Origin of the sequence: Mesorhizobium sp. B2-3-7 (assembly GCF_006442695.1) — a bacterium.
In the GTDB taxonomy this organism is placed as follows: Bacteria; Pseudomonadota; Alphaproteobacteria; order Rhizobiales; family Rhizobiaceae; genus Mesorhizobium.
Genome location: NZ_VFVV01000017.1, coordinates 1 through 21,692 on the forward strand (window position 1 = coordinate 1; position 21,692 = coordinate 21,692).

General features: G+C 62.9%; 24 protein-coding genes and 1 tRNA gene. 11 read left to right on the forward strand and 14 right to left on the reverse strand.

Annotated features, from left to right (window positions below):
• The 4 genes from FJ940_RS25680 to FJ940_RS25695 form a co-directional block, all read right to left on the reverse strand.
• On the reverse strand, positions 1–367 hold a 367-nt coding region (locus FJ940_RS25680), incomplete at its 3' end, for an HTH domain-containing protein (RefSeq protein ID WP_140567450.1).
• Between the two features lie 80 nt (positions 368–447).
• A complete protein-coding gene (locus FJ940_RS25685; protein ID WP_224655904.1) occupies positions 448–891 on the reverse strand; it encodes a hypothetical protein in 444 nt (147 codons plus the stop codon).
• A 55-nt stretch (positions 892–946) separates the two neighbouring features.
• Positions 947–1,537 carry a DJ-1/PfpI family protein gene (locus tag FJ940_RS25690; RefSeq protein ID WP_140517872.1) on the reverse strand — a complete coding sequence of 197 codons (591 nt, stop codon included), beginning with the start codon at positions 1,535–1,537 and terminating at the stop codon, positions 947–949.
• Between the two features lie 84 nt (positions 1,538–1,621).
• Entirely contained in the window at positions 1,622–1,789 is a 168-nt protein-coding gene (locus tag FJ940_RS25695) for a hypothetical protein (protein WP_140500534.1), read from the reverse strand.
• 310 nt (positions 1,790–2,099) lie between these two features.
• Here FJ940_RS25695 and FJ940_RS25700 point away from each other — a divergent pair, with 310 nt between their 5' ends.
• Positions 2,100–3,047, forward strand: a complete 948-nt coding sequence (locus tag FJ940_RS25700; RefSeq protein ID WP_140658284.1) for a ring-cleaving dioxygenase — start codon at positions 2,100–2,102, stop codon at positions 3,045–3,047.
• Between the two features lie 97 nt (positions 3,048–3,144).
• The gene (locus FJ940_RS25705; RefSeq protein WP_181165425.1) at positions 3,145–3,324 is read left to right on the forward strand and encodes a hypothetical protein; all 180 of its coding nucleotides are present in this window, start codon (positions 3,145–3,147) and stop codon (positions 3,322–3,324) included.
• A gap of 81 nt (positions 3,325–3,405) precedes the next feature.
• On the opposite strand, the gene FJ940_RS25710 is transcribed toward FJ940_RS25705, so the two are convergent.
• From FJ940_RS25710 to tkt, 7 genes are all read right to left on the reverse strand, one after another.
• Positions 3,406–4,122 carry an SGNH/GDSL hydrolase family protein gene (locus FJ940_RS25710; RefSeq protein WP_140584726.1) on the reverse strand — a complete coding sequence of 239 codons (717 nt, stop codon included), beginning with the start codon at positions 4,120–4,122 and terminating at the stop codon, positions 3,406–3,408.
• Positions 4,123–4,220: 98 nt separating this feature from the next.
• Positions 4,221–4,952: a thioredoxin family protein gene (locus tag FJ940_RS25715; protein WP_140658286.1), complete on the reverse strand. Its 732-nt coding sequence runs from the start codon at positions 4,950–4,952 to the stop codon at positions 4,221–4,223.
• Between the two features lie 167 nt (positions 4,953–5,119).
• On the reverse strand, positions 5,120–6,145 hold the full coding sequence (locus FJ940_RS25720; protein ID WP_140658288.1) for a class I fructose-bisphosphate aldolase: 1,026 nt from the start codon (positions 6,143–6,145) through the stop codon (positions 5,120–5,122).
• 125 nt (positions 6,146–6,270) lie between these two features.
• The gene (locus FJ940_RS25725) at positions 6,271–7,467 is read right to left on the reverse strand and encodes a phosphoglycerate kinase (RefSeq protein WP_140658290.1); all 1,197 of its coding nucleotides are present in this window, start codon (positions 7,465–7,467) and stop codon (positions 6,271–6,273) included.
• A 167-nt stretch (positions 7,468–7,634) separates the two neighbouring features.
• Positions 7,635–9,518 (reverse strand): potassium/proton antiporter, encoded by a 1,884-nt coding sequence (locus FJ940_RS25730; protein WP_140658292.1) that lies wholly within the window; start codon positions 9,516–9,518, stop codon positions 7,635–7,637.
• Between the two features lie 213 nt (positions 9,519–9,731).
• Positions 9,732–10,742, reverse strand: coding sequence for a type I glyceraldehyde-3-phosphate dehydrogenase (gap, locus tag FJ940_RS25735; RefSeq protein ID WP_140561556.1), 1,011 nt, complete (start codon positions 10,740–10,742; stop codon positions 9,732–9,734).
• Between the two features lie 211 nt (positions 10,743–10,953).
• Entirely contained in the window at positions 10,954–12,945 is a 1,992-nt protein-coding gene (gene tkt / locus FJ940_RS25740) for a transketolase (RefSeq protein WP_140525465.1), read from the reverse strand.
• Positions 12,946–13,204: 259 nt separating this feature from the next.
• On the opposite strand from tkt, the gene FJ940_RS25745 reads away from it, so the two are divergent.
• From FJ940_RS25745 to FJ940_RS25760, 4 genes are all read left to right on the forward strand, one after another.
• Positions 13,205–13,477, forward strand: coding sequence for a DUF4164 domain-containing protein (locus FJ940_RS25745; RefSeq protein WP_140500550.1), 273 nt, complete (start codon positions 13,205–13,207; stop codon positions 13,475–13,477).
• 4 nt (positions 13,478–13,481) lie between these two features.
• Positions 13,482–13,847: a cell division protein ZapA gene (locus FJ940_RS25750; RefSeq protein WP_140658294.1), complete on the forward strand. Its 366-nt coding sequence runs from the start codon at positions 13,482–13,484 to the stop codon at positions 13,845–13,847.
• Between the two features lie 169 nt (positions 13,848–14,016).
• Entirely contained in the window at positions 14,017–14,676 is a 660-nt protein-coding gene (locus FJ940_RS25755; protein ID WP_140500553.1) for a peroxiredoxin, read from the forward strand.
• Positions 14,677–14,922: 246 nt separating this feature from the next.
• Entirely contained in the window at positions 14,923–15,795 is an 873-nt protein-coding gene (locus FJ940_RS25760) for an MBL fold metallo-hydrolase (protein WP_140500555.1), read from the forward strand.
• A gap of 86 nt (positions 15,796–15,881) precedes the next feature.
• Here FJ940_RS25760 and rpoH read toward each other — a convergent pair whose 3' ends face one another.
• The gene (gene rpoH, locus FJ940_RS25765) at positions 15,882–16,793 is read right to left on the reverse strand and encodes an RNA polymerase sigma factor RpoH (RefSeq protein ID WP_027023478.1); all 912 of its coding nucleotides are present in this window, start codon (positions 16,791–16,793) and stop codon (positions 15,882–15,884) included.
• A gap of 211 nt (positions 16,794–17,004) precedes the next feature.
• Entirely contained in the window at positions 17,005–18,060 is a 1,056-nt protein-coding gene (locus tag FJ940_RS25770) for an RluA family pseudouridine synthase (protein WP_140517878.1), read from the reverse strand.
• A 25-nt stretch (positions 18,061–18,085) separates the two neighbouring features.
• Between FJ940_RS25770 and FJ940_RS25775 the strand changes: the two genes are divergently transcribed.
• The 4 genes from FJ940_RS25775 (at position 18,086) to FJ940_RS25790 (ending at position 19,850) form a co-directional block, all read left to right on the forward strand.
• Entirely contained in the window at positions 18,086–18,484 is a 399-nt protein-coding gene (locus FJ940_RS25775; RefSeq protein ID WP_140517879.1) for a fimbrial protein, read from the forward strand.
• A gap of 13 nt (positions 18,485–18,497) precedes the next feature.
• The gene (locus tag FJ940_RS25780) at positions 18,498–18,905 is read left to right on the forward strand and encodes a VOC family protein (RefSeq protein WP_140525467.1); all 408 of its coding nucleotides are present in this window, start codon (positions 18,498–18,500) and stop codon (positions 18,903–18,905) included.
• Positions 18,906–18,994: 89 nt separating this feature from the next.
• Positions 18,995–19,069, forward strand: a tRNA-Glu gene (locus tag FJ940_RS25785).
• A gap of 421 nt (positions 19,070–19,490) precedes the next feature.
• The gene (locus FJ940_RS25790; protein WP_246671088.1) at positions 19,491–19,850 is read left to right on the forward strand and encodes a hypothetical protein; all 360 of its coding nucleotides are present in this window, start codon (positions 19,491–19,493) and stop codon (positions 19,848–19,850) included.
• A gap of 178 nt (positions 19,851–20,028) precedes the next feature.
• On the opposite strand, the gene FJ940_RS25795 is transcribed toward FJ940_RS25790, so the two are convergent.
• Complete coding sequence (locus FJ940_RS25795; RefSeq protein WP_140500562.1) at positions 20,029–20,232, reverse strand: hypothetical protein; 204 nt, start codon at positions 20,230–20,232, stop codon at positions 20,029–20,031.
• 262 nt (positions 20,233–20,494) lie between these two features.
• Between FJ940_RS25795 and FJ940_RS25800 the strand changes: the two genes are divergently transcribed.
• Positions 20,495–21,460: a DUF2865 domain-containing protein gene (locus FJ940_RS25800; protein ID WP_224704194.1), complete on the forward strand. Its 966-nt coding sequence runs from the start codon at positions 20,495–20,497 to the stop codon at positions 21,458–21,460.
• The last annotated feature ends 232 nt before the right edge of the window (positions 21,461–21,692 follow it).

Consider the following 21,692-nt stretch of genomic DNA (forward strand, 5'->3'; position numbering starts at 1 on the left):
GGATCTCGGTGCGAGCGATACGGTCCTTTTCGGCATCGGGCAGCACCGCGCCGATCTTGACCAAAGCCTCATCAGCGGCCCGGGCCATGGCCGCACCGCCAAAGGCACGCACCATGCGGGCGCCGGCGACCAGCGCCACGATCTCGTCACGCGTGAACATCAGCGGTGGAAGGTCGAAACCCTCCCTCATCATGTAGCCGACGCCCGCTTCCCCATCGATCGGCACTCCGGTCGACTGAAGGTCGGCTATGTCGCGATAGATGGTTCGCTCGGAAACCTCGAGCCATGTGCCAAGCTTCTGCGCGGTGACCAGACGGCCACCGCGCAAATGCTGCACGATCTGGAAGAGCCTGTCGGCGCGTCGCATCGTATGGTCCCTCGATGTTGTTCCTATGCATGTCGCCCAAAACCGGTTGGGCTGCATGCATCGTGTTCTTGCGCATGCCTTTATTCCGAAACCGCAGAACACTCGGCGGCATGCATCATGGTTTCAAGCCTTCGCACTTGCGCTGCGCGGCCACAAATTCCGCGCCGAAGGACAATTTCCTCGTTGTCGGCGTCATTGGCATCGAGCTCGCGCCAGAAAGGCGCGACATCGCTCAGCGTCATGCCGCGCCCGAGATACTCAATGGCTGCTTCGGCAACGGTACGCCGATGATAGCCGATCGCGACCGGGCATGTCACTTCGGCGCCACGTTCAAAGGGAAGCGCCGTGCGCAGCACGCGAACGTCCATCTCGACGCCTTCGGGAATCGAGCGGATGAATTCGTCGACCTGTTGCGCCGTCGGCACCAGCGTCGTCTGGTCTTCGACTCCATCTGCCACCGTGCGCGGGGCCGGTCTGATGCCGTTGACCCCCGGCGTGTTCAATCTGTCGGTCCAGCTCTTCATCGCTCGTCCTGTTCACCGCTCGCATCTATGGCATGGCGCTCCTGACACCATTCTGTCAGGAAGGTTCAGCATACTCCCTGGCGAACAGCGTCCGCATCTCGGCAAGTTCGCCGTTTCGTTCAGGATAGAGCGTCTTCAGGAAAGCCAGCGCGAAGGTGCCGGGCGCCGAACCTGGCGCGGAAACGATCTTGCCATCGGACACGGCATGCGGCACGTCCTGATAATTGTGATCGCCAGCATAGCCAGCAATGTGGCGATTGATCCAGTCACGGCCATTGCTGGTGTGCCTCGCCTTCTCGAACATGCCGGCTCGGGCCAGCGCCAGCGTTCCGGCGCAGATACCGCCGACGACACCATCCCGCATCGCAACGTCCCTGAGCAATTCCGCCACCTCGGGCGGCGCCTCGCCCGCCCATCGGTCGGAGCCAATGACGGCGATGGCATCGAGATCGGCATTTTCATCGGCGCCGGCCGAGCGGTCGGGCGTCAGCCGGAAACCGCTGATCCCGCTCACCGGCCTGCCATCGGGTGTCAGCGAAACCGCGCGGGCGCCGAACCATTCGACCGCCGAGGCGGCCAGCAGGCCATATTCCCAGTCGGCGAAGCCGTCTATGAAAAGAAGGCCAATTGTCTTCTGCTTGGGCATACGCTCGCTCCGTCCCTCGCGTGCCGGACTTATCATCTGGGCGTTGGGGCGCCTACATCCAACCGCTTTGCCGAAAAATTCGTCTCAATTGTCGCGAAGGCGACGTTCGGCATACATGTCCGGCCAGCCGATATCCTTGCGAATGTCCGCCGGCAGCGAGTTGATGAACCGCTGGGTGCGGATCTCGTTGCGCATCGTACGAATCTTGCCGACATAGTGCTGCATGCCGCGCAGAATGGTGGAACCGGTCATGGCTAGTCTCCTCTCTGTGAATGAAGACAGTATCGCACACCCCTCCTGACAGCAGTCTGTCAGGAGGATGGCAGGGCTTGGATAATAGTTGCGATCGGTGGGTTATCCCTGTGAAGGTATCGTTTTCACTGCATCAGACCGCGGCCCGAAGCAGGTTTAGAAGGCCGAGATTGTTCACTACTGCAATGCCTGGTCATGATCCATTGTTCAGCCTTTGGCGACGGACTGTCAGGATACGTGGTCTCCAGCCAGGGATCCGAAGTTCTGATATGGAAGGAGAAAATTCTTCCCCAAAAACAGGGAGACGACCATGAGCCTTCAACTGACAGGAATTCACCATCTGACCGCCATCACCGCCAATGTGCGTGGAAATCTTCATTTCTATACAAGGGTGCTGGGCTTGCGGCTGGTCAAGAAGACGGTGAACCAGGACGATACCTCAGCCTACCACCTCTTCTATACCGATGGCGAAGCGACGCCGGGCACCGACCTTACTTTCTTCGACTGGCCGGTCGGCCGCGAGCGACGCGGCACCCACAGCATTGTCCGGACCAGCCTCAGGGTTGGTGGCCAGGACAGCCTTGCCTGGTGGAAGCAACACTTGACTGACGAAAATATCGTCACGAGTGAGATTGCCGACATCGGTGGCTACGCCAGCCTGGATTTCGAGGACCCCGAGGGCCAGCGTCTGCGCCTCGTCAGCGATGACGGCAAGGGCGACAGCCGCCCCTGGGCGCAAAGCCGCGTGCCGGTCGAACACCAGATCCGCGGGCTCGGGCCGATCGTCATCAGCGTTCCCGACCTCACCAATACCGAAGCAGTGGTGACGCAAGTGATGAACATGCGCAAGGTCCGAGACTATGCCTCGCCGGAGGGCCAGGTTCAGGTCTTTGAAATGGGCGAGGGTGGGCCGGCGGCGGAATTGCACGTCCTGGTGCAGCCGGGACTGGCGCCGGCAAGGCAAGGTGCCGGTGCGGTTCATCACGTCGCCTTCAGGGCGCCGGACCAGGAGACGCTGCATCAATGGACGGCGCGGCTCGCCGAATTCCGTCTGCCGTCGAGCGGCGAGGTCGAGCGCTATTATTTCCGCTCCCTCTATTTCCGCGAGCCGAATGGCATCCTGTTCGAGATCGCCACTGACGGGCCGGGGTTCACCGCCGACGAACCGCTGGAGACGCTGGGCGAAAAGTTGGCCCTGCCGCCATTCCTGGAATCGAAGCGCGCTTCGATCGAGGCCGGCCTCAAGCCGCTGAAGTAGATCGTTCTCCGATCAAAGGCTGGCGCCGCGTTCCAGTCCGGATCGCGGCGCCTATTTTTTTCGAGCGACGAACGACGCGCTTTGACAGCCGACCGCGATGCTGGTCAAAGGCGGCATGTCGAAACTCCTCGCCCTCGTCATCCTTGGCATCATGGTCATCCAGTTGATCAAGCCGCTCGGCTGGCCGGGGCTGAAACGGCGCAGCGACTTCTGGAAGCTGGCGCTCCTGGCCATGGCGGCCATTTCGATAACGGCCGTGCTTGGACATTGGACGTAGCGCAGTTCCAGGAAGGTGTCTGGCGGTTTCCCGCCTGGAATGCGCAGGATGGAATATCGGGCCGGCACGAGCCGGCGGCAATCACTCTTCGATCACGCAGCCGACGAGGTGCTCGGCCCAGGCCCGGTAACCGGCTTCCGATGCATGAAATCCGTCCGAGGCGAAGCCGGCTTCGGGATTGGTGATCGGCAAGCGCGGCGCCGGCACCGCACCGCGTTCGAGGCAAAGACGTTTGCCCATCCGGTTCATCTCACCGGCGCGAATTTCCAGGATCTTGCCGAGCAGCGGCGGCATGGCTGGCGCTTGCGTGAACTCCAGCACAGGAGACCACACCACGCGGGCCTCAGGCCATTTGGCGCGCAGGGCGTAGAGCAGACCGCCGAACGCCCTCTTGAAGCGGGGCACGGAGTGGAAATTCTTGGTGTCGTTGGTGCCAATGGCGAGCACGATATGCGTCCACGGATCGGCCGAGAGATTGGGCAGGACGTGGTCGCGGATCTGCCCCGACGTCGCCGAATTGAACCCGGCGGCGCGCCAGCGCACGGCGCGGCCGGTTCGCTGCGAGATCAGGACGGCCAGCTGCGCGGCCAGGCCATTCTCGGATTTTTCGATGCCGACCGAGGCGGCGGAGGAATCGCCCAGCACCAGCAGCCAAACCGCCGGCTTCCGGCCGGCTATCTCATGCATGACCGGGCCTTGCGCGGGCAGCATGCGCGAGGTGCGTCGGCGCACGCCAAGCCCCTGCCAGACATAGACAGGAAAGGCGAGCCAAGTGAGGAGAGCCGGAAAGCGTCGCATCGAGCAGCATTTAACGCATGTTTCGCCGGAGGTGAACGATCCTTGCACCGGTGGCGGACGCCTTCAAGCGTCCAATGTTCGATGGGATCGCTGAATGCCTAAGCCCTGTCCGCTTGCGACCTGTTTCCATACTGGTCATGCAGCCGCACCCAGTCCATCAAGGTCCTATAAGGCCCGGTCTCGTCGCGGCCTTTCGGCGCAAGGTCGAGATATTGATAGGCGCCGATCAGCTGTTCGCTGCCGCGGGCGCGCGACATGAAGGTCAGGAAGATGTCGCCGGTCTCGTCCCGGTAGAACACGGTGGTGCCCGGCAGGTCTTTCGATTTCAGAACGGGCGTCTCGAAGTTGTAGATCGCTTCACCGGATGCGATCTGCTTGTCGGTGAACGACACCTGCATGTCGAAGTTGAAGTCCGAGGCATAGGATGAGACCCAGTCGAATCTCCAACCCATGCGCTCTCGGTAGGGCAGCAGCTCGGCGAGCGGCGCGCGTGACACCGCGACAAGTGACACGTCATGGTGTCTCAGATGCTGATTGGCACCGTCCATGTGGTCGGCGACGAACGCACAGCCTTCGCAATGATGGGTCGAGCCGGACCCGAACACGAAATGATAGACGATCAGCTGGCTGCGGCCGGCGAACAGTTCGGCCAGGCATCTTGGACCCTGCTCGGTTTCGAAGACGTAGTCCTTTCTCACCTTCAGCCAGGGCAATTCGCGCCGTTCCGCCGCGATGCGCTCGCGAAATCGCGTCAATTCCTTCTCGCGCGCCAGATGCGCTTTGTGTGCCCGGAACCAATCCTCGCGTGAAACGACCTTGTTGCGATGCATGAACCTCTCCCTGGCTTCATCCCAAGGACGTTCGGGACGGGCATGAGCCGACATCGCGCCGGCTGCGCTGGAGAGAAATAGGGATGGAGGCGCTTCATCCCAAGTCCGGCGAAGCGCAGCAAAACCCGGGCGCATGGCCCGGGTCCGATAGAGACGGAAAACCGTAGTCAGGCAGCCTGCTCCAGGCTCGGCTTCCATTGTCCAAGCGCCGCCAGATGGTTCATGTGGGCACGGTGGGTGAAGGCGGCCTGACCCGCGGCAACATTGGATGCCTTGCCGCTCCAGGCCTTCTGCGGGGCAGCCTGCAGGGCGCGGCCATAGGAGAAGGTCAGCTTCCACGGCTGCGGGCCGATGGCGTTGATGGCGTTGAGGTTGGCGGTCGCTTCCTCGTCCTCCTGGCCGCCGGAGAGGAAGGCGATGCCCGGCACCGCCGCCGGCACGGCCTCACGGAACAGTTTTATGGTCTTTTGCGCGACCTCTTCAGGGCTGCTCACCGCGCCCGACTTCCTGCCCGCCAGCACCATGTTGGGCTTCAGGATCGTGCCCTCGAGCACCACCCGGGCCGCGTAGAGCTCGTCGTAGAGCTTCGTCAGCGTCGCCCTCGAGATTTCATAGCACGTGTCGATGTCGTGGGCGCCGTCCATCAGCACTTCCGGCTCCACGATCGGCACGATGCCGGCTTCCTGGCAAAGGGCCGCATAGCGGGCGAGCGCATGGGTGTTCGCGCTGATCGAGGTGACCGACGGCACGCCCTTGGCCTTGTCGATGTCGATCACGGCACGCCATTTGGCGAAGCGGGCGCCGAGCTTGTAATAGTCGGCGAGCCGCTCGCGCAGGCCGTCGAGGCCCTCGGTGACCGTGTCGCCGGGAAAGCCGGCCAGGGGCTTGGCGCCGGCATCGACCTTGATTCCGGGGATGGCGCCTGAAGCCTTGATGATATCGACCAGCGGCGTGCCATCGGCCGCTTTCTGCCGAATGGTCTCGTCGTAAAGGATGACGCCGGAAATATACCTGGTCATGGCATCGCTAGTGCGGAACATCATCTCGCGGTAGTCGCGCCGGCTGTCCGCGGTCGATTCGACGCCGATGACGTCGAAGCGCTTCTTGATGGTTCCCGAGCTTTCGTCGGCGGCCAGCAGGCCCTTGCCGTTGGCCACCATCGCGGCGGCAATGTCTTCAAGACGTTCGCTCATCGTGCTTCTCCTTGACGGTGTTGTTCTGCGCCTGACAGAACACTACCGCCAAAGGAATGACGCCGGAAAGCTCCAATCGATCGAAACTCCCGGCAACGCCGCGCGCTCGCCTCGAGTTGATCGTCTCAACGCTTGAGCACGTCGACGCCCGGCAGCGACTTGCCTTCCATCCATTCGAGGAAGGCGCCGCCGGCAGTCGAGACATAGGTGAAATCGTCGGCAACCCCGGCCTGGTTGAGCGCCGCCACGGTATCGCCGCCACCGGCCACCGAAACCAGCTTGCCGGTCTGGGTGCGCGCCGCCGCATGCCTGGCTGCCGCCATCGTCGCGCGATCGAAGGGTTCGATCTCGAACGCGCCGAGCGGCCCGTTCCAGACCAAGGTCGCGGCGCGGTCGATCCAGTCGGCAACGGCCCTCACGGTCTTTTCGCCGACATCGAGGATCATGCCATCCGCAGGCACGTCGGCGATGGCCACGGTTTCGCTGGCCGCACCCGCCTTGAATTCCTTCGCCACGACGCCGTCGACGGGCAGGATGATGGCGCAGCCGGCCTCGGCCGCCTCGATCATGATCTGCTTGGCGGTAGCGGCGAGGTCGTGCTCGCACAGCGACTTGCCGACATCGGTGCCGCGTGCGGCGAGAAAGGTGTTGGCCATGCCGCCGCCGATGACCAGCGCGTCGACTTTCTTGACCAGGTTCATCAGCAGGTCGATCTTGGTCGAGACCTTGGCGCCGCCGACGATGGCGACCACCGGGCGAACAGGATTTCCAAGGCCCTTCTCCAGCGCTTCCAGTTCGGCTTGCATGGTGCGGCCGGCAAAGGCTGGCAACAGATGCGCCAGTCCCTCGGTCGAGGAATGCGCCCGGTGGGCAGCGGAGAAGGCGTCGTTGACGAAGATATCGCCATTGGCGGCGAGCCGTTCGGTGAAGGCCGGGTCGTTCTTCTCCTCGGCCTTGTAGAAGCGGGTGTTCTCGAGCAGCAGCACGTCGCCCTTGTTCATGGCGGCGACCGCACTTCCCGCCGTGTCGCCGACGCAGTCGCCGGCAAAGCCCACGGGACGGCCAAGCACCTCGGCCGTCGCCCTGGCGATCGGCTCCAGCGAGAATTCCGGCGAGGGACCGTCCTTGGGCCGGCCGAAATGGGCGAGCAGGATGACCTTGGCGCCCTTGCCTGACAATTCAGCGATGGTCGGCGCGATGCGTTCGATGCGGGTCGTGTCGGTGACCTTGCCGTCAGCGACGGGAACGTTGAGGTCGACGCGCACCAGCACGCGCTTGCCATTGATGTTGCCGATATCGTCCAGTGTCTTGAAGCTGGCCATGCTGGTTCCTTTCGCTGAGAAATCGCCGGGACCATACCCCGCACCGACGACGATGCAAGACTTGGCTGGGGAGGGCGCGAAATTTTCAAGGCGAAGGCGAAGGCGAGGGCGTCGACGTCGCGAAGCGTCAGGGCAGGCGGATGAGGGGGGCGCAAAGGATCGCCGTGTCAGCTTTCGGTCGTCGCCTTTTCCACCGCCGGCTCGGTTTTCTCGTCCGCGTGTGCCTCTGCGATCGGTGGTTCCACCGGCTTGCGCCAGGTCTGGACGAAGGCCTTGATCCGGTCGGCGATCTCGCCGGCGCTGAGGAAGACCGGTACCCGCGCAACGGGCGCGGTCGGTTCGAAGGAGAGGCCCAGGCCTGTGATCCTGCCTTTGTCATCGACATCGCGCACGATCAGCTCGATCGGGCCGATCAGCACGCGGTCAGCATATTCGGCATGGCCGCCGAGCCGCGCCGTGACCAGGGCGCCGACGGTGAGCTTCTGTTCCGCCTCGCTCAGGCCCGGCGCGTATGCGGCTTCCAGTTCGGCAGCGGAACGCGCCGGATCGACGGCGAAGGCGCCGAAGAAATCGGCGTCCTCGGGGTCGACGACGGCGCGGCTGGCGAACAGCTTGTCGAGCAGGCGTGGATAGCGGTCCGGCACGAAGATGTAGACCTGGTCGCCGGCGGCAAGCCTGCCCATGTCCTGGAAACGCATCGAGCGTCCGTCGCGCAACACCAGCGAGGGCCGCGCCCAGCGAGGGATGCGCTCGCCGCGCGCCACCGGGCTGCCCGGCGCGACGCGGTAGGCGAGGAGCTCGTGATGGGCCGAGCCCGGCAGTTCGAGCTCGACCTTGTCCAGAGGTCCGAGCCGCGCCGGCACGATCAGGCCGAGACGGCGCGCCAGCGGACCAACGGTCCAGCCCTGGATGACGAGCGACACCAGGACGATGATGAAGGCGGCGTTGAAGATGGTGCGGCCATTCTCCAGCCCGCCGAGCAAGGGAGTGATGGCAAGCAGGATCGAGACGGCGCCGCGCAGGCCGACCCAGGAAACGAAGGCGACTTCGGGGCGCGGCAGACGAAACGGGACCAGGCAAAGCCAGACCGCGATCGGCCGGGCGACGAACATCAGGAACAGGCCGAGCAGCACCGCCGGCACCATGATCGCCGGGAATTGCGAGGGCGTCGCGAACAGGCCGAGGATCAGGAACATGATGATCTGCGCCAGCCAGGACATGCCGTCCTGGAAGCGCTTGAGGATGGTGACGGCGCGGATGTCGGAATTACCCGCGATGAGACCGGCAAGATAGACCGCCAGGAAACCGGAGCCGCCGATGGCGCCGGCGGCGGCGAAGACCATCAGCGATAGGGTCAGCACGAAGATCGGCAGCAGGCCATGGTCGAGATTGAGCCGGTCGACGAGGCGCACGATGGCGAGGCCCCCCAGCACGCCGACAATGGCGCCCAGGCCCATGTTGATGAGGAAGCCGAGGACGAGGTTGGTGACCAGGACATTGGCCTCGGGGTCGGCATGGGCGGCTATGATCTCGACCAGGGTGATGGTCAGGAAGATGGCGATCGGATCGTTGGTGCCGGACTCCACCTCCAGCGTGGAGCGCACGCGCTCGCGCAGATTGATCTCGCCGGCGCGCAAAAGGAAGAACACGGCGGCCGCGTCGGTGGAGGCGACGGCGGCACCGAGCAGGAAGGATTCCAGCCAGGTGAGATCGAGCATATAGTAGGCGGCGGCGCCGAACAGGCCAGTGGTGAGGATCACGCCGAATGTGGCCAGAGACAGCGCCGGCCCGGCTGCCTGCCGCAAGGCATTGAGAGGCGTGCCGAAGCCGGAATCGAACAGGATCACCGCCAGCGCCAGTGAGCCGGCAAAATAGGCGATGCGGGCGTTGTCGAACTCGATGCCGAGGCCATCGGTCCCGGTGGCGAGCCCGATGCAGAGAAACAGAAGCAGCAGCGGTGCGCCGAAGCGGAAGGCGATCAGGCTCGAAAACGCGGCGACGACGACAAGCGCGGTGCCCACCAGCGTGACGAGATAGATCGCATGCTCCATCCGTGACTTGTCCCCTGCCTCTTCTCTCGATTCAAGGAAGAGTGGGGCGAAGGCATGGCCGGCGCAAGGCGGGAGAGCGGTTTTTTGGGCCGAAGCCCCACAACTTCGTCGTCCTTGGGCTTAGCAGGAGCGAAGCGACGCGTTGCCGAGCACTCCGACGAAAACGCCCGGACGAAACCGGGCGTTTCAAGTCTCTGGAAGATGGGCCCGCGATCAGGCGATGGTCTTGCCGAAGGCGACCGCGGTATCGCCCATGCGATTGGAGAAGCCCCATTCATTGTCGTACCACGACAGCACCGAAACGAAGTTGCCGTCCATCACCTTGGTCTGGTCGAGCGCCACGATCGAGGAGTGCGGGTCGTGGTTGAAGTCGATCGACACGTTCGGATGATGGGTAACCGACAGGATGCCCTTGAGCTTGCCATTGGAGGCGGCGATCACCGCCTCGTTGATCTCCTGCGCCGACGTCGAGCGCTTGGCGATGAACTTGAAGTCGACGAGCGAGACGTTCGGCGTCGGCACGCGGATCGAGATGCCGTCGAGCTTGCCCTTGAGCTCGGGCAGCACCAGGCCGATGGCCTTGGCGGCACCGGTCGAGGTCGGGATCTGCGAGAGTGCCGCGGCGCGGGCGCGGTAGAGATCCTTGTGCATGGTGTCCAGCGTCGGCTGGTCGCCGGTGTAGGAATGGATCGTCGTCATCATGCCCTTTTCGATGCCGACCGTCTCGTGCAGGACTGCGGCCAGCGGCGCCAGGCAATTGGTGGTGCAGGACGCGTTCGAGATGACGATGTGGTCCTTGGTCAGCTTGTCGTGATTGATGCCGTAGACGACGGTGAGGTCGGCGCCTTCACCGGGCGCCGAAACGAGGACGCGCTTGGCGCCGGCGGTCAGGTGTGCGGCTGCCTTGTCGCGGGCGGTGAAGATGCCGGTGCATTCGAGCGCGATGTCGACGCCGAGCTCCTTCCACGGCAGCTGGGTCGGATCCTTGATCGCGGTGACCTTGAACGTCTCCTTGCCGACGGTGATCTGGTCGCCGGAAACCGATACTTCGTGCGGGAAGCGGCCGTGTACGCTGTCGTAGCGCAGGAGGTGGGCGTTGGTTTCAACCGGGCCGAGGTCGTTGACGGCGACGACGTCGATGTCCTTGCGGCCGGATTCATGGATGGCGCGCAGGATGTTGCGGCCGATGCGGCCGAATCCGTTGATGGCAACTCTGACGGTCATTTTTCTCTCCTTGGGAGCTGGAGGGCAGACGATTGGTCCGCAGCTTCATAGCGGCGGAAGCGGAAAGAATCCAGCCGCGGCGACGTGGATTTAAATCGATTAGGTCAGGCCAGTCCGGCGGAACCGCTGTACGCGGTTTCGCCGAGCGTTCTTGTTTCATACATGTCGCTGTCCCAAAATCGAGATACACTTTTGGGCAACAAGCACGGCCTTACTTGCCATGCAGGCGGGCTTCCGCCGCCTTGGCGGCCGCCTCGGCGGTGATGCCGAAATGCGGATAGAGCTGCTCGATCGTTCCCGAGGCGCCGAAGCCGGTCATGCCGATGAAGATGCCATCGGAGCCGATGAGGTGATCCCAGCCCTGGCGGATGCCGGCTTCGATCGCCATCTTCACCTTCGCATTGCCGATCGTCTTGCGGCGGTAGTCCTCGCTCTGCTTATCGAAAAGTTCGAAGCAAGGAACCGAAACGACGCGGGTCGGATGGCCGTGCTTCTCCAGGAGGTCGCGGGCGCCGAGCGCGATCTCGACTTCCGAACCCGTGGCGAAGATCGTCACCGCGGCTTCGCCGCTGGCGGCGGCGAGCTCATAGGCGCCCTGGCTGCTCAGGTTCTTCTCTGTGAATTCGGTGCGCACGGTCGGCAGGTTCTGTCGGGTCAGCGCCAGCGTTGACGGCGTCTTTTCCGATTCAAGGGCCAACTGCCAGCATTCGGCGGTCTCGACCGCGTCCGCCGGACGGAACACGTTGTGGTTGGGGATGGCGCGCAGTGCCGCCACATGCTCGACCGGCTGATGGGTCGGGCCGTCTTCGCCGAGACCGATGGAGTCATGGGTCATGACGAAGATCGAGCGGATGCCCATCAGCGAGGCCAGTCGCATCGAGGGGCGGGCATAGTCTGAGAAGCACAGGAAAGTGCCGCCATAGGCGATCAGGCCGCCATGCAGCGTCAGCCCGTTGATGGCGGCAGCCATGCCGTGTTCGCGGATGCCGTAGTGAACATATCGCTGGCCGTAATCGTCCGGCGTGATGTTCTTGGTCTGGCTGGTCTTGGTGTTGTTGGAGCCGGTGAGATCGGCTGAGCCGCCGATGGTTTCGGGCACGGCGCCGTTGATGACTTCCAGCGCCATTTCGGAAGATTTGCGAGTGGCGACCTTCGGCTTGTCGGCGGAGAGCTTCTTTTTGTAGTCGGCAATGACGGCGTCGAAGTTGGACGGCAGCTTGCCGGCAACGCGGCGCTCGAACTCTGCCCTGAGCTTGGCGTCGGCCTTGGCGAGGCGACCTTCCCAGTCGGCGCGCGCCTCGGCGCCGGCCGTGCCGGCCGTGCGCCACGCATCGAGGATGTCGGCTGGAACCTCGAAGGGGGGTGACTCCCAGTTGAAGAACTTGCGCGCGCCGGCGATCTCGTCGGCGCCGAGGGGCGAGCCGTGCGCCTTGTTGGTGCCGGCCTTGGTCGGGGCGCCGAAGCCGATGGTCGTCTTGCAGGCGATCATCGTCGGCTTGTCGGAATGGCGGGCGGCTTCGATCGCATAGGCGATGGCTTCCGGATCCGTGCCGTCGATGTGGCTGGCGTTCCAACCGGAAGCCTGGAAGCGCGCGACCTGGTCGGTATTGTCAGCCAGCGACACCGGGCCGTCGATCGAGATGTTGTTGTTGTCCCAGAACACGATCAGCTTGTTGAGCTTGAGGTGCCCGGCAAGCGCGATCGCCTCCTGGGAGACACCTTCCATCAGGCAGCCGTCGCCGGCCAGCACATAGGTGTAGTGGCTGACGAGGTCGTTGCCGAAGGCGGCGTTCATGATGCGCTCGCCGAGCGCGAACCCGACAGAATTGGCAAGGCCCTGGCCGAGCGGGCCGGTGGTCGTTTCGATGCCGGCGGCGTGGCCATATTCGGGATGGCCGGCGGTTTTCGAGCCCAACTGGCGGAAGTGCTTGATCTGGTCGATCGTCATGTCTTCGTAGCCGGTCAGGTAGAGCAGCGAGTAGAGCAGCATCGAGCCGTGGCCGGCCGACAGGATGAAGCGGTCGCGGTCGGCCCAATGCGGCGCCTTGGCGTCGAATTTCAGGAAACGGGTGAACAGCACCGTGGCAATGTCGGCGCAGCCCATGGGCAGGCCGGGATGGCCGGAGTTCGCCTTCTCGACCGCGTCCATGGAGAGAAAGCGGATCGCATTGGCCATCCGGTCATGTTGTTCACGCGACGTCATGGTTCCTCCGGGGTGGGGTTTGGGGCCTTGGGAGAGCCCTTGAAAAGCGTGCGCGACACATAGCAGGCGCGCACTTTTAGTCAACAAACCGGTGCGCATTTGCCGGCCTTGTGATGCCGCGGGCAGGCCTATATTAGCGTTAGCAGGGGACAGTCGCGAGAGCTTTGTTGACGTCGCCTTCACCCGGTGCCTAATGTTTCAGAGATAACGCGTTCTGAACGCGAGCGATTCGGTGATGGGCAGGGCACAGGACGAGGCCATGACCGGGGAAACGACACTCAAGGAAGTCATCGCAAGGCTGGGCAAGGCCATGGAAGGCCTGGAAAACGCCGTCGCGGCCAAGCTCGAGCATGAGCGCGATTATTCGGAAGCCGAGGCCGAGGTGCAGCGGATGAATGCCGACCGCTCGCGGCTGGCGCAGGAGCTCGACAGTTCCGAGGCGCGCGCCGAGCGGCTGGAGGATGCCAACAAGGAAGTGTCGCGACGACTGGTGACCGCCATGGAAACCATCCGCGCTGTGTTGGATAGGTAGGCTGATGGCACAGGTCACGGTTTCCATCGACGGCAAGCAGTATCGGATGGCCTGCGACGAAGGCCAGGAAGAGCATCTGATCGATCTCGCCGAGCGTTTCGACCGCTACGTCTCGCATCTGAAGGATTCATTCGGCGAGATCGGCGACCAGCGGCTGACGGTCATGGCCGGCATCATGGTCATGGATGAACTCTCGGAGCTGCAGAAGCGCGTCAAGGGCATGGAAAGCGAAGTGCTGACCTTGCGCAAGACCCGCGACGAGGCGCTGACCAAGGCCGACAAGAGCGACAGCGTGCTGACCAACGCGCTTGGCGCGCTGGCGCAGCGCATGGAAGATCTTGCGGCGACGCTGGCCCTCAACAAGGCATAAGCGGTCTCCTCGGAAATTCCTGCCGAACTTGGCGGCAAGAAGAGAAATTTTTTCGCGGGCGCGACGGGCGCCTGTGGCTTTAGGCATTTGTGGGTTGCCGCCGAGGTGTTAAAAAGATTTGAGCGCTCGCCAGCCGTTGCCGGCAACATTTCAAGGGTAGGGAAACACCATGAGCCTTCGCATCAACGATATCGCCCCGGATTTCACCGCCGAGACCACGCAAGGACCGATCAGCTTTCACCAGTGGATCGGTGACGGCTGGGCGGTGCTGTTCAGCCACCCAAAGAATTTCACTCCCGTCTGCACGACCGAGTTGGGCACGATGGCGGGACTCGAGGGCGAGTTCAAGAAGCGCAACGTCAAGATTATCGGCATTTCGGTCGATCCGGTCGAAAGCCACGGCAAATGGCAGGACGACATCAAGACGGCCACCGGCCATTCGGTGAACTATCCGCTGATCGGCGACAAGGATCTCAAGGTCGCCAAGCTCTACGACATGCTGCCTGCTGGTGCAGGCGAGACGTCGGAGGGCCGCACGCCCGCCGACAATGCCACCGTGCGTTCGGTCTATGTCATCGGGCCCGACAAGAAGATCAAGCTGGTGCTGACCTATCCGATGACCACGGGCCGCAACTTCGACGAGATCCTGCGCGCGGTCGATTCCATGCAGCTGACCGCCAAGCACCAGGTGGCGACGCCGGCGAACTGGAAGCAGGGCGAGGACGTCATCATCACCGCGGCGGTTTCCAACGAGGACGCCATTAAGCGCTTCGGCGCCTACGAGACCATCCTGCCCTATCTCAGGAAGACCAAGCAGCCTTCCGCGTAAAGCGGCTCTCCGGTTCACGGAAACGGCGAACCATCTCTTTGTTTTTGCGCAATTCCTTGGGCAAAGCGCCACGCGCTTTCCGGGGAACCGCTTGGAATTGCTCCAGTTGCCTGGCCGGCATTTTTCGACTTCCGTCGCTTTTCTGGCAAGGCGTGCTTGACGGCAGGGCCCCGCTAGACAAGCATGCTCTTATGTTGCTCTGGCAGAGAAAATCATTCCTGTCTGGCTAACGGAGGGGACGTCGGATTGGACATAGGTTCGGCAAAGCCTGAGGTCACCGGTTTCCACGACAAGCCGACCGGCGCCATCCAGTATGTCGTCGCCGACCGGGTGACGAAGCGGTGTGCCATAATCGATCCGGTCCTCGACTTCGACGAGAAGTCCGGCGCAGTTTCGACAGCCAATGCCGATGCGCTGCTGGATTTCGTCAGGGCGGAGGGACTGAGCGTCGAATGGATTCTCGACACCCATCCGCATGCCGATCATTTCTCGGCCGCGCAGTACCTGAAGCAAAGGACCGCGGCGCCGACGGCGATCGGCGAGAGGATCGTCGAGGTCCAGAAATTGTGGAAGGCGATCTACAACTGGCCGGATTTCCCCGCCGACGGCTCGCAGTGGGACCGGCTGTTCGGCGACGGCGAGGTTTTTCGGGTGGGAACGCTTCCAGCAAGGGTGCTTTTCTCGCCCGGGCACACGCTGGCGTCGATCACCTATGTGATCGGGGATGCAGCCTTTGTTCACGACACGCTGTTCATGCCCGACAGCGGCACGGCAAGGACGGATTTTCCCGGCGGCAGCGCCGCGCGCCTGTGGCACTCGATCCAGGGCATTCTGGCCCTGCCGGAGGACACGCGCGTCTTTGTCGGCCATGATTATCAGCCCGGCGGGCGCCAGGCGTTGTGGGAGAGCACGGTTGCCGCGCAGAAAGCCGACAACATACATCTTGCCGCCGCGCGCGGCGAGGCCGAATTCGTTGCCCTGCGCGAGGCGCGCGACCGGACATTGCCGATGCCGAGGCTGATCCTGCATGCGCTGCAGGTCAACATGAATGGCGGACGCCTGCCGGAACCGGAAGCCAATGGCCGACGGTATCTGAAATTTCCGCTGGATGGGCTTTGAAGCAATCACGCCACCCGCTGCGGTATACGAAAAAGGCGGCGCCAGTCTCCTGACGCCGCCTTTTTATCTTGTTGCCGATGCCGGCTTTAAGCCGCCGGCTGCGCCTCGATGGTACGCAGCGCCTGGGTCTGGCGCTTGGCGGCGGCCTTGACCGCATCCTGTACCTTCTCGAAAGCGCGCACTTCGATCTGGCGCACGCGCTCGCGGCTGATGTCGAACTCAGCCGACAGTTCTTCCAGGGTCAGCGGCTCATCAGCGAGGCGGCGCGCCTCGAAGATGCGCCGTTCGCGTTCGTTGAGCACCGCAAGAGCACCCGACAGCATGCCGCGCCGGTTTTCCAGCTCGTCCTGCTCGATCAGCATCTCTTCCTGGCTTTCGTGGTCGTCGACCAGCCAGTCCTGCCATTCGCCGGACTCGCCTTCCGTCGCCCGGATCGGCGCGTTGAGTGAGGCGTCGCCCGACAGGCGGCGGTTCATCGACACGACTTCCGCTTCCGAGACGTTCAGCCTCGTGGCGATTTCGGCGATCTGGTCGGGCTTGAGGTCGCCGTCGTCAAGCGCCTGGATCTTGCCCTTCACCTTGCGCAGGTTGAAGAACAGACGCTTCTGGTTGGCGGTCGTGCCCATCTTGACCAGGCTCCACGAGCGCAGGATGTATTCCTGGATCGAGGCCTTGATCCACCACATGGCGTAGGTCGCGAGGCGGAAGCCACGCTCTGGCTCGAATTTCTTGACGGCCTGCATCAGGCCGACATTGCCTTCCGAGATCACTTCGCCAATCGGCAGGCCGTAGCCGCGATAGCCCATGGCGATCTTGGCGACGAGCCGCAAATGGCTGGTGACGAGCTTGTGCGCTGCGGAAGTGTCCTCATGCTCGGCATAACGCTTGGCGAGCATGTACTCTTCCTGCGGCTGAAGCATCGGAAAGCGGCGGATCTCTTCCAGGTAGCGGCTGAGGCCGCCTTCGCCGGAAACGATACTGGGTAGTGACTGGGCCATGATAGCGCCCCCTCTCTATTGGAGTGATGCCCCCGAAACGCGGCGGGCATGTGACGCGAGCACCAAAGGCTCGCTCGCGACATCAGATATATACAGGAACAAAACCAGAAAAGACAGGCATTTGTTCAACACGAAACAGTGTGTCACGCTGAAGTGAACAACGCCAGTCAGGTTTTTTGATGGTTGATTTGAAGCTTGCCGGGCGGCGGATTCAGAGACTGCGAAAGCCGCCGACGAGTTCCTCCATGTCCCTCGGTATCGGTGCCTCGAACCTCATCGATAGATGGGTAGTCGGATGGCGAAATTCAAGGAGCCAGGCGTGCAAAGCTTGCCGGGAGAAGGCCTTGACCTGGCTTCTCAGCGGTTCGGGCAACCGGTTGGCCTTGGTGCGAAAGGCTTGGCCGTAATCGGGATCACCGAGCACCGGATGACCGATATGGGCCATGTGGACGCGGATCTGATGGGTGCGGCCGGTCTCCAGCCGGCATTCAACCAGACTTGCGGTTGCGAATTCCTTTTGGTTTTCGCCGAAGCGCTCCTGCACCGCAAAATGGGTGACGGCGTGGCGGGCATCGTCGCGTCCTTCGGGTACTACGGCGCGACGTACACGGTCGGCGGCGCGGCCGAGTGGGGCATCCACCGTTCCGGCCGGCCGCTGCGGTATGCCCCAGACCAGCGCCAGGTAGGCGCGCTCGAGATCGCCTGTCAGGCCGTGATCGGCAAAGGCCTCCGAAAGCGCCTTGTGGGCGCGGTCGGTCTTGGCCACGACCATGACGCCGCTGGTTTGCTTGTCGAGGCGATGAACGATGCCCGGCCGGCGCACGCCGCCGATGCCGGACAGGCTGTCGCCGCAATGATGGATCAGCGCATTGACCAGCGTGCCGGTCCAATTGCCGGCGCCGGGATGGACGACAAGCCCGGCGGGTTTGTTGATGACGATCAGTTCGTCATCTTCATAGAGGATATCGAGGGCGATGTTTTCCCCCTGTGGCTCCGCCGGTTCCGGCTCCGGCATGGCGACCGAGACAGTTTCGCCCGGCGACATCTTGCACTTGGTCTCGACAACGGCCTTGCCGTCGACCAAGACCGCGCCCTGCCTGATCAGCATCTGCACGCGGCTGCGCGACATTTCCGGGCCGAGCCTGCCTGCCAGCCACTGATCGATGCGCTGGCCGGCATCGTCGGCGCCGGCCACGAGCACGATCGGTTCTGCCTGCATGAATTGGTCCTCTATCAATCCGGGGGCCTCTTCGTTATGAGCGCTCATCGAGAATCGTTCCGGAATGTTTGCCATGGCCCGCCCCGCCGCCGACGAAGACGCCGTTGTTGAAGGCGGGGAAAAGCCGCTCAACCCCGAGATCGAAAAGGTGCGCGGCAGGCTCATCCGCTTCATGGCCATCAATCTCGGCCTGCTCTTGCTGGCCCTTATGGTGGTGATCGCGGCGATTGTCTACAAATCACGCAAGGCAGCGCCGGTGAGCCCGCCGCTGGCCGGCGACATCCAGGTGCCCGCCGGCGAACCGCTCAGCGGAGACATCGTGCTGCCGGTCGGCGCCAGGGTGGTCAGCCAGTCGCTATCCGGCAATCGCGTCTCGATCGAGGCCGAACTTGTCGATGGCAGCCGCACGATCTTCGTCTACGATATGGGCGAGCGGCGCATAATCGGCCGCTTCGCAATCCGCAACAAATGAAGCCCGGCGCGCAATGACCGGCTTTGCCGAAAACCGTCATATCGCCACCGTTGCGCTGGTCGTCGACAGCTATGACGAAGCAATCGACTGGTATGTCGAGCGAATGGGCTTTGTGCTCCTGGAGAATGTGGACCTTGGCGGCGGCAAGCGCTGGGTGACGGTCGCGCCGGCCAGCGGGCGCGGCGCGCGGCTGCTTCTGGCCGAGGCCTCCGACGAGGCACAAAGGAAGAGCATCGGCAACCAGACCGGCGGGCGGGTTTTTCTCTTCCTGGAAACCGACAACTTTGCCCGCGATCATGCGGCGATGGTGGCGAAGGGCGTCGAATTTCGCGAGCCACCGCGCTTGGAGCCCTACGGCACGGTGGCGGTTTTCGCCGATCTCCACGGCAATCTATGGGACCTGATCGAGCCAAAACGCTAGCAGCAGCCAGCTTTTTCTTGATCCCGGGAAAGCCGGCGGACCCCAGTTGCTTTTTCTCCGCCGCCAGCCTATATCGCCGGTTCTTGAACGCGCCCATCGTCTAGCGGTCAGGACACCGCCCTCTCACGGCGGGAACAGGGGTTCGATTCCCCTTGGGCGTACCAAGAAGGCGACGGCTCAGCCGTTGATGATCCCTCCAGCATCAAACAATGTTCAAGGCCTCCGCGGAAGCTTCGTCATATGCGCGCATATGACCGCATGGAGCGCTGGCAAAAGCCGGGCTCGGAGCTATGGCATGGCGGCTTCGATTAACGTTTCGTTTACCTATAATCTGTCTATTGGAGACAATTCACCCGCGACCACGGATGTACTGGCGCTGCGGTGAAAACAAAGGTCGGCCCACTGCCGGCCTTTTGTTTTTTGGCCGGCCGCTGCGGGCGGGGCTGCCTCCAATGCTTTCGGCAAGAGCTTTCGCCAAAGCATATTGCCCTTGCCATCTCCAGCCCTACCATCAATTCTGACGATCGCACGCGGGCGGCCGGAAGGGTCGACGGTGGAGGAATTGCAATGAAAAGAACCGCTGGAATGCTCCTGATTAGCGGCGCATTGGCGATTGGCGCCACCTGCCCATCGGCTGCCGCCCAGCTCAACACGATGGAGGAAGTTGGCACGGCGATCCAGGCGTGCTGGACGCCGCCGGTGGATGCCGGAAATTCCATCGTCACGCTGAGCTTCAGCTTCAAGCGCGACGGCACGCTGCTTGGTCCGCCACGGCCGACCGCCGCCAAGGTGGCCGGCGACGACAAGGCGCGAAAGTCGTTCATCGACGCCGCAATGACCGCGGTGAAGGATTGCACGCCGCTCAGCCTTTCGCCGCAACTGGCGCAAGGGATTGCCGGCAACGTGTTCACCTTGCAATTCGTCTCTCCCAAGATCGGCCAATAGCTGTTTCCGCCGTGCAGGGCGCGCCGCGGCTTAATGTGCTAGCGCCGTTCGGCGTTCGGCGGATCGCCGATCCCGCTTCCATTTTTTACGCAATTCCTGCCGGAAAACATCTGCCAGGGTCAGCGAGCCGCTCAGGTAGCTACTACCAAACCATCTCGCCCAGCACCGCCCTCATCGGTCAGTGGCTGGTACGCCGCGCCTCGGCGTGCCGCGCCAGGTCGGGTGTCTCGAAGACGTAGTCGTTCCAGGCCGATTCCGGGATTTGCCCGGCCAGATAGCATTCCAGCAGCAGGTTTTGCTCGGCGCTCAGGGGCCTCGGGTCAAGTCCCAGGGAATGAAAAAGATTTCTTGTCAGTTCCGATACCGTGACCTGGATCGACATCTGCGTTCTCCTTCGCGCTTCAACGCGAAAGGTCGGACAAAGGTTTCAGGACCGGATGCCGATAACGCCGGAGTGATCCGGCAGGCCTGCCAGCCGTCGGTCCAGCTGCATTGTTTTGCAGTTCGTCTCAATCTCGAAATAAAAATGCAATATTGAATTCACAGGGGTTCTTCTATTAAACTAGAGACGAGTCTCTCAATGCATGGAGACTAGAAAGTTTAGATAAAACTCATTTAGTGAAAGCTTACCGAAGTCGAAAGAGTTGTCATTCCAGGTTCTCAGCAACAAGGGCCGCGTCCTTCCGATGATCCGTTTCTGGTCCCCCATGATGATCGCGCTCGTCACCCTGACCGTGCTCGCGCTCGGCATGTCCAGTTCTTATGCCGACAGTTGCAGTGCAATAAGAAATCAGTTGTCTTCGGCCGGCCGTGGCGGCGGCACGAGCCCCGAGCTTGCCCAGTTGCACCGCCAGCTTGCCGCGATCCAAGGCATCGAGAGGCAGCGCAAGTGTACGGCGAAAAATTCCCTCGGTGGTTTCTTCAACGCATGCGCCGATCTTGCCAGGAACAGGAGCGAGGTGCAGCGCCAGATCGCTGCGGCCTCCAATTCAGGCCGGGACATGTCGGGGCTGCGGGCACGTTTTGTCGCGCTTGGCTGCGCGCCAGCGGCAAAGCGCGCGGCGGCGAAGACCCAATCGGTGTCTGCGGCGGCGCCAGGGGCGAGGGCAACGGGCGCCGGCAACGCGATGCTGTTCTGCGTGCGCCTTTCGGATGGATATTTCTTCCCAGCACCCAAGTCGCAGTTCGCCGGCAGCGACGATGTGAAGGATATGGCCGATCAATGCCGCTACATCTGCGACGAGCCGGGCGTCGACCTCTATACGCTCAGCGACGTCAGCCTCGAAACCGAAAAGATGGTCTCTCTCGACACGCGCAAGCCCTACACCGATCTGCCGACCGCATTCCGCTACCGCGACGACGTCAATTTCAAGGCATGTGACCTAAAACGCTACTACAGCAGGGTCGCCGAATTGAGGGCCCGAACGGTAACGCCCACAAACATGACCAATGCCATCATCCCCTTGCCGTCGGCCAAGCCGGACCTCGGCAGCGTCGCGGCAATTCCCGCGGCGGACGCCGAAGCCTCCGGGGCGGCCCAGCATCAGTCGATAGAGGCCGGCAAGCGGCCGGTGAGAATAGTCGGCCCGGCCTTCTTCCCAGCCGAATGATCATCCGCCCCCGGTTGTAGGCGCCGGTTTCTCAGCCAAGGTCAGTTTTGGGTGGCACCCATCAGTCGCAGACCATGCGAACCCTCTTTCCGGGTTCGCTGACATTCCTGCATGCCAGGGGCTTTTCCTCATCGGAGGACGGCGGAGGTGGCCTCGAAACTCTTGAAAGATGACGTCTCGGTGCGGCGCGCGGCGCGGGCCTGCGCTCGGAAAACCGGGTTGGCGGTTGTGG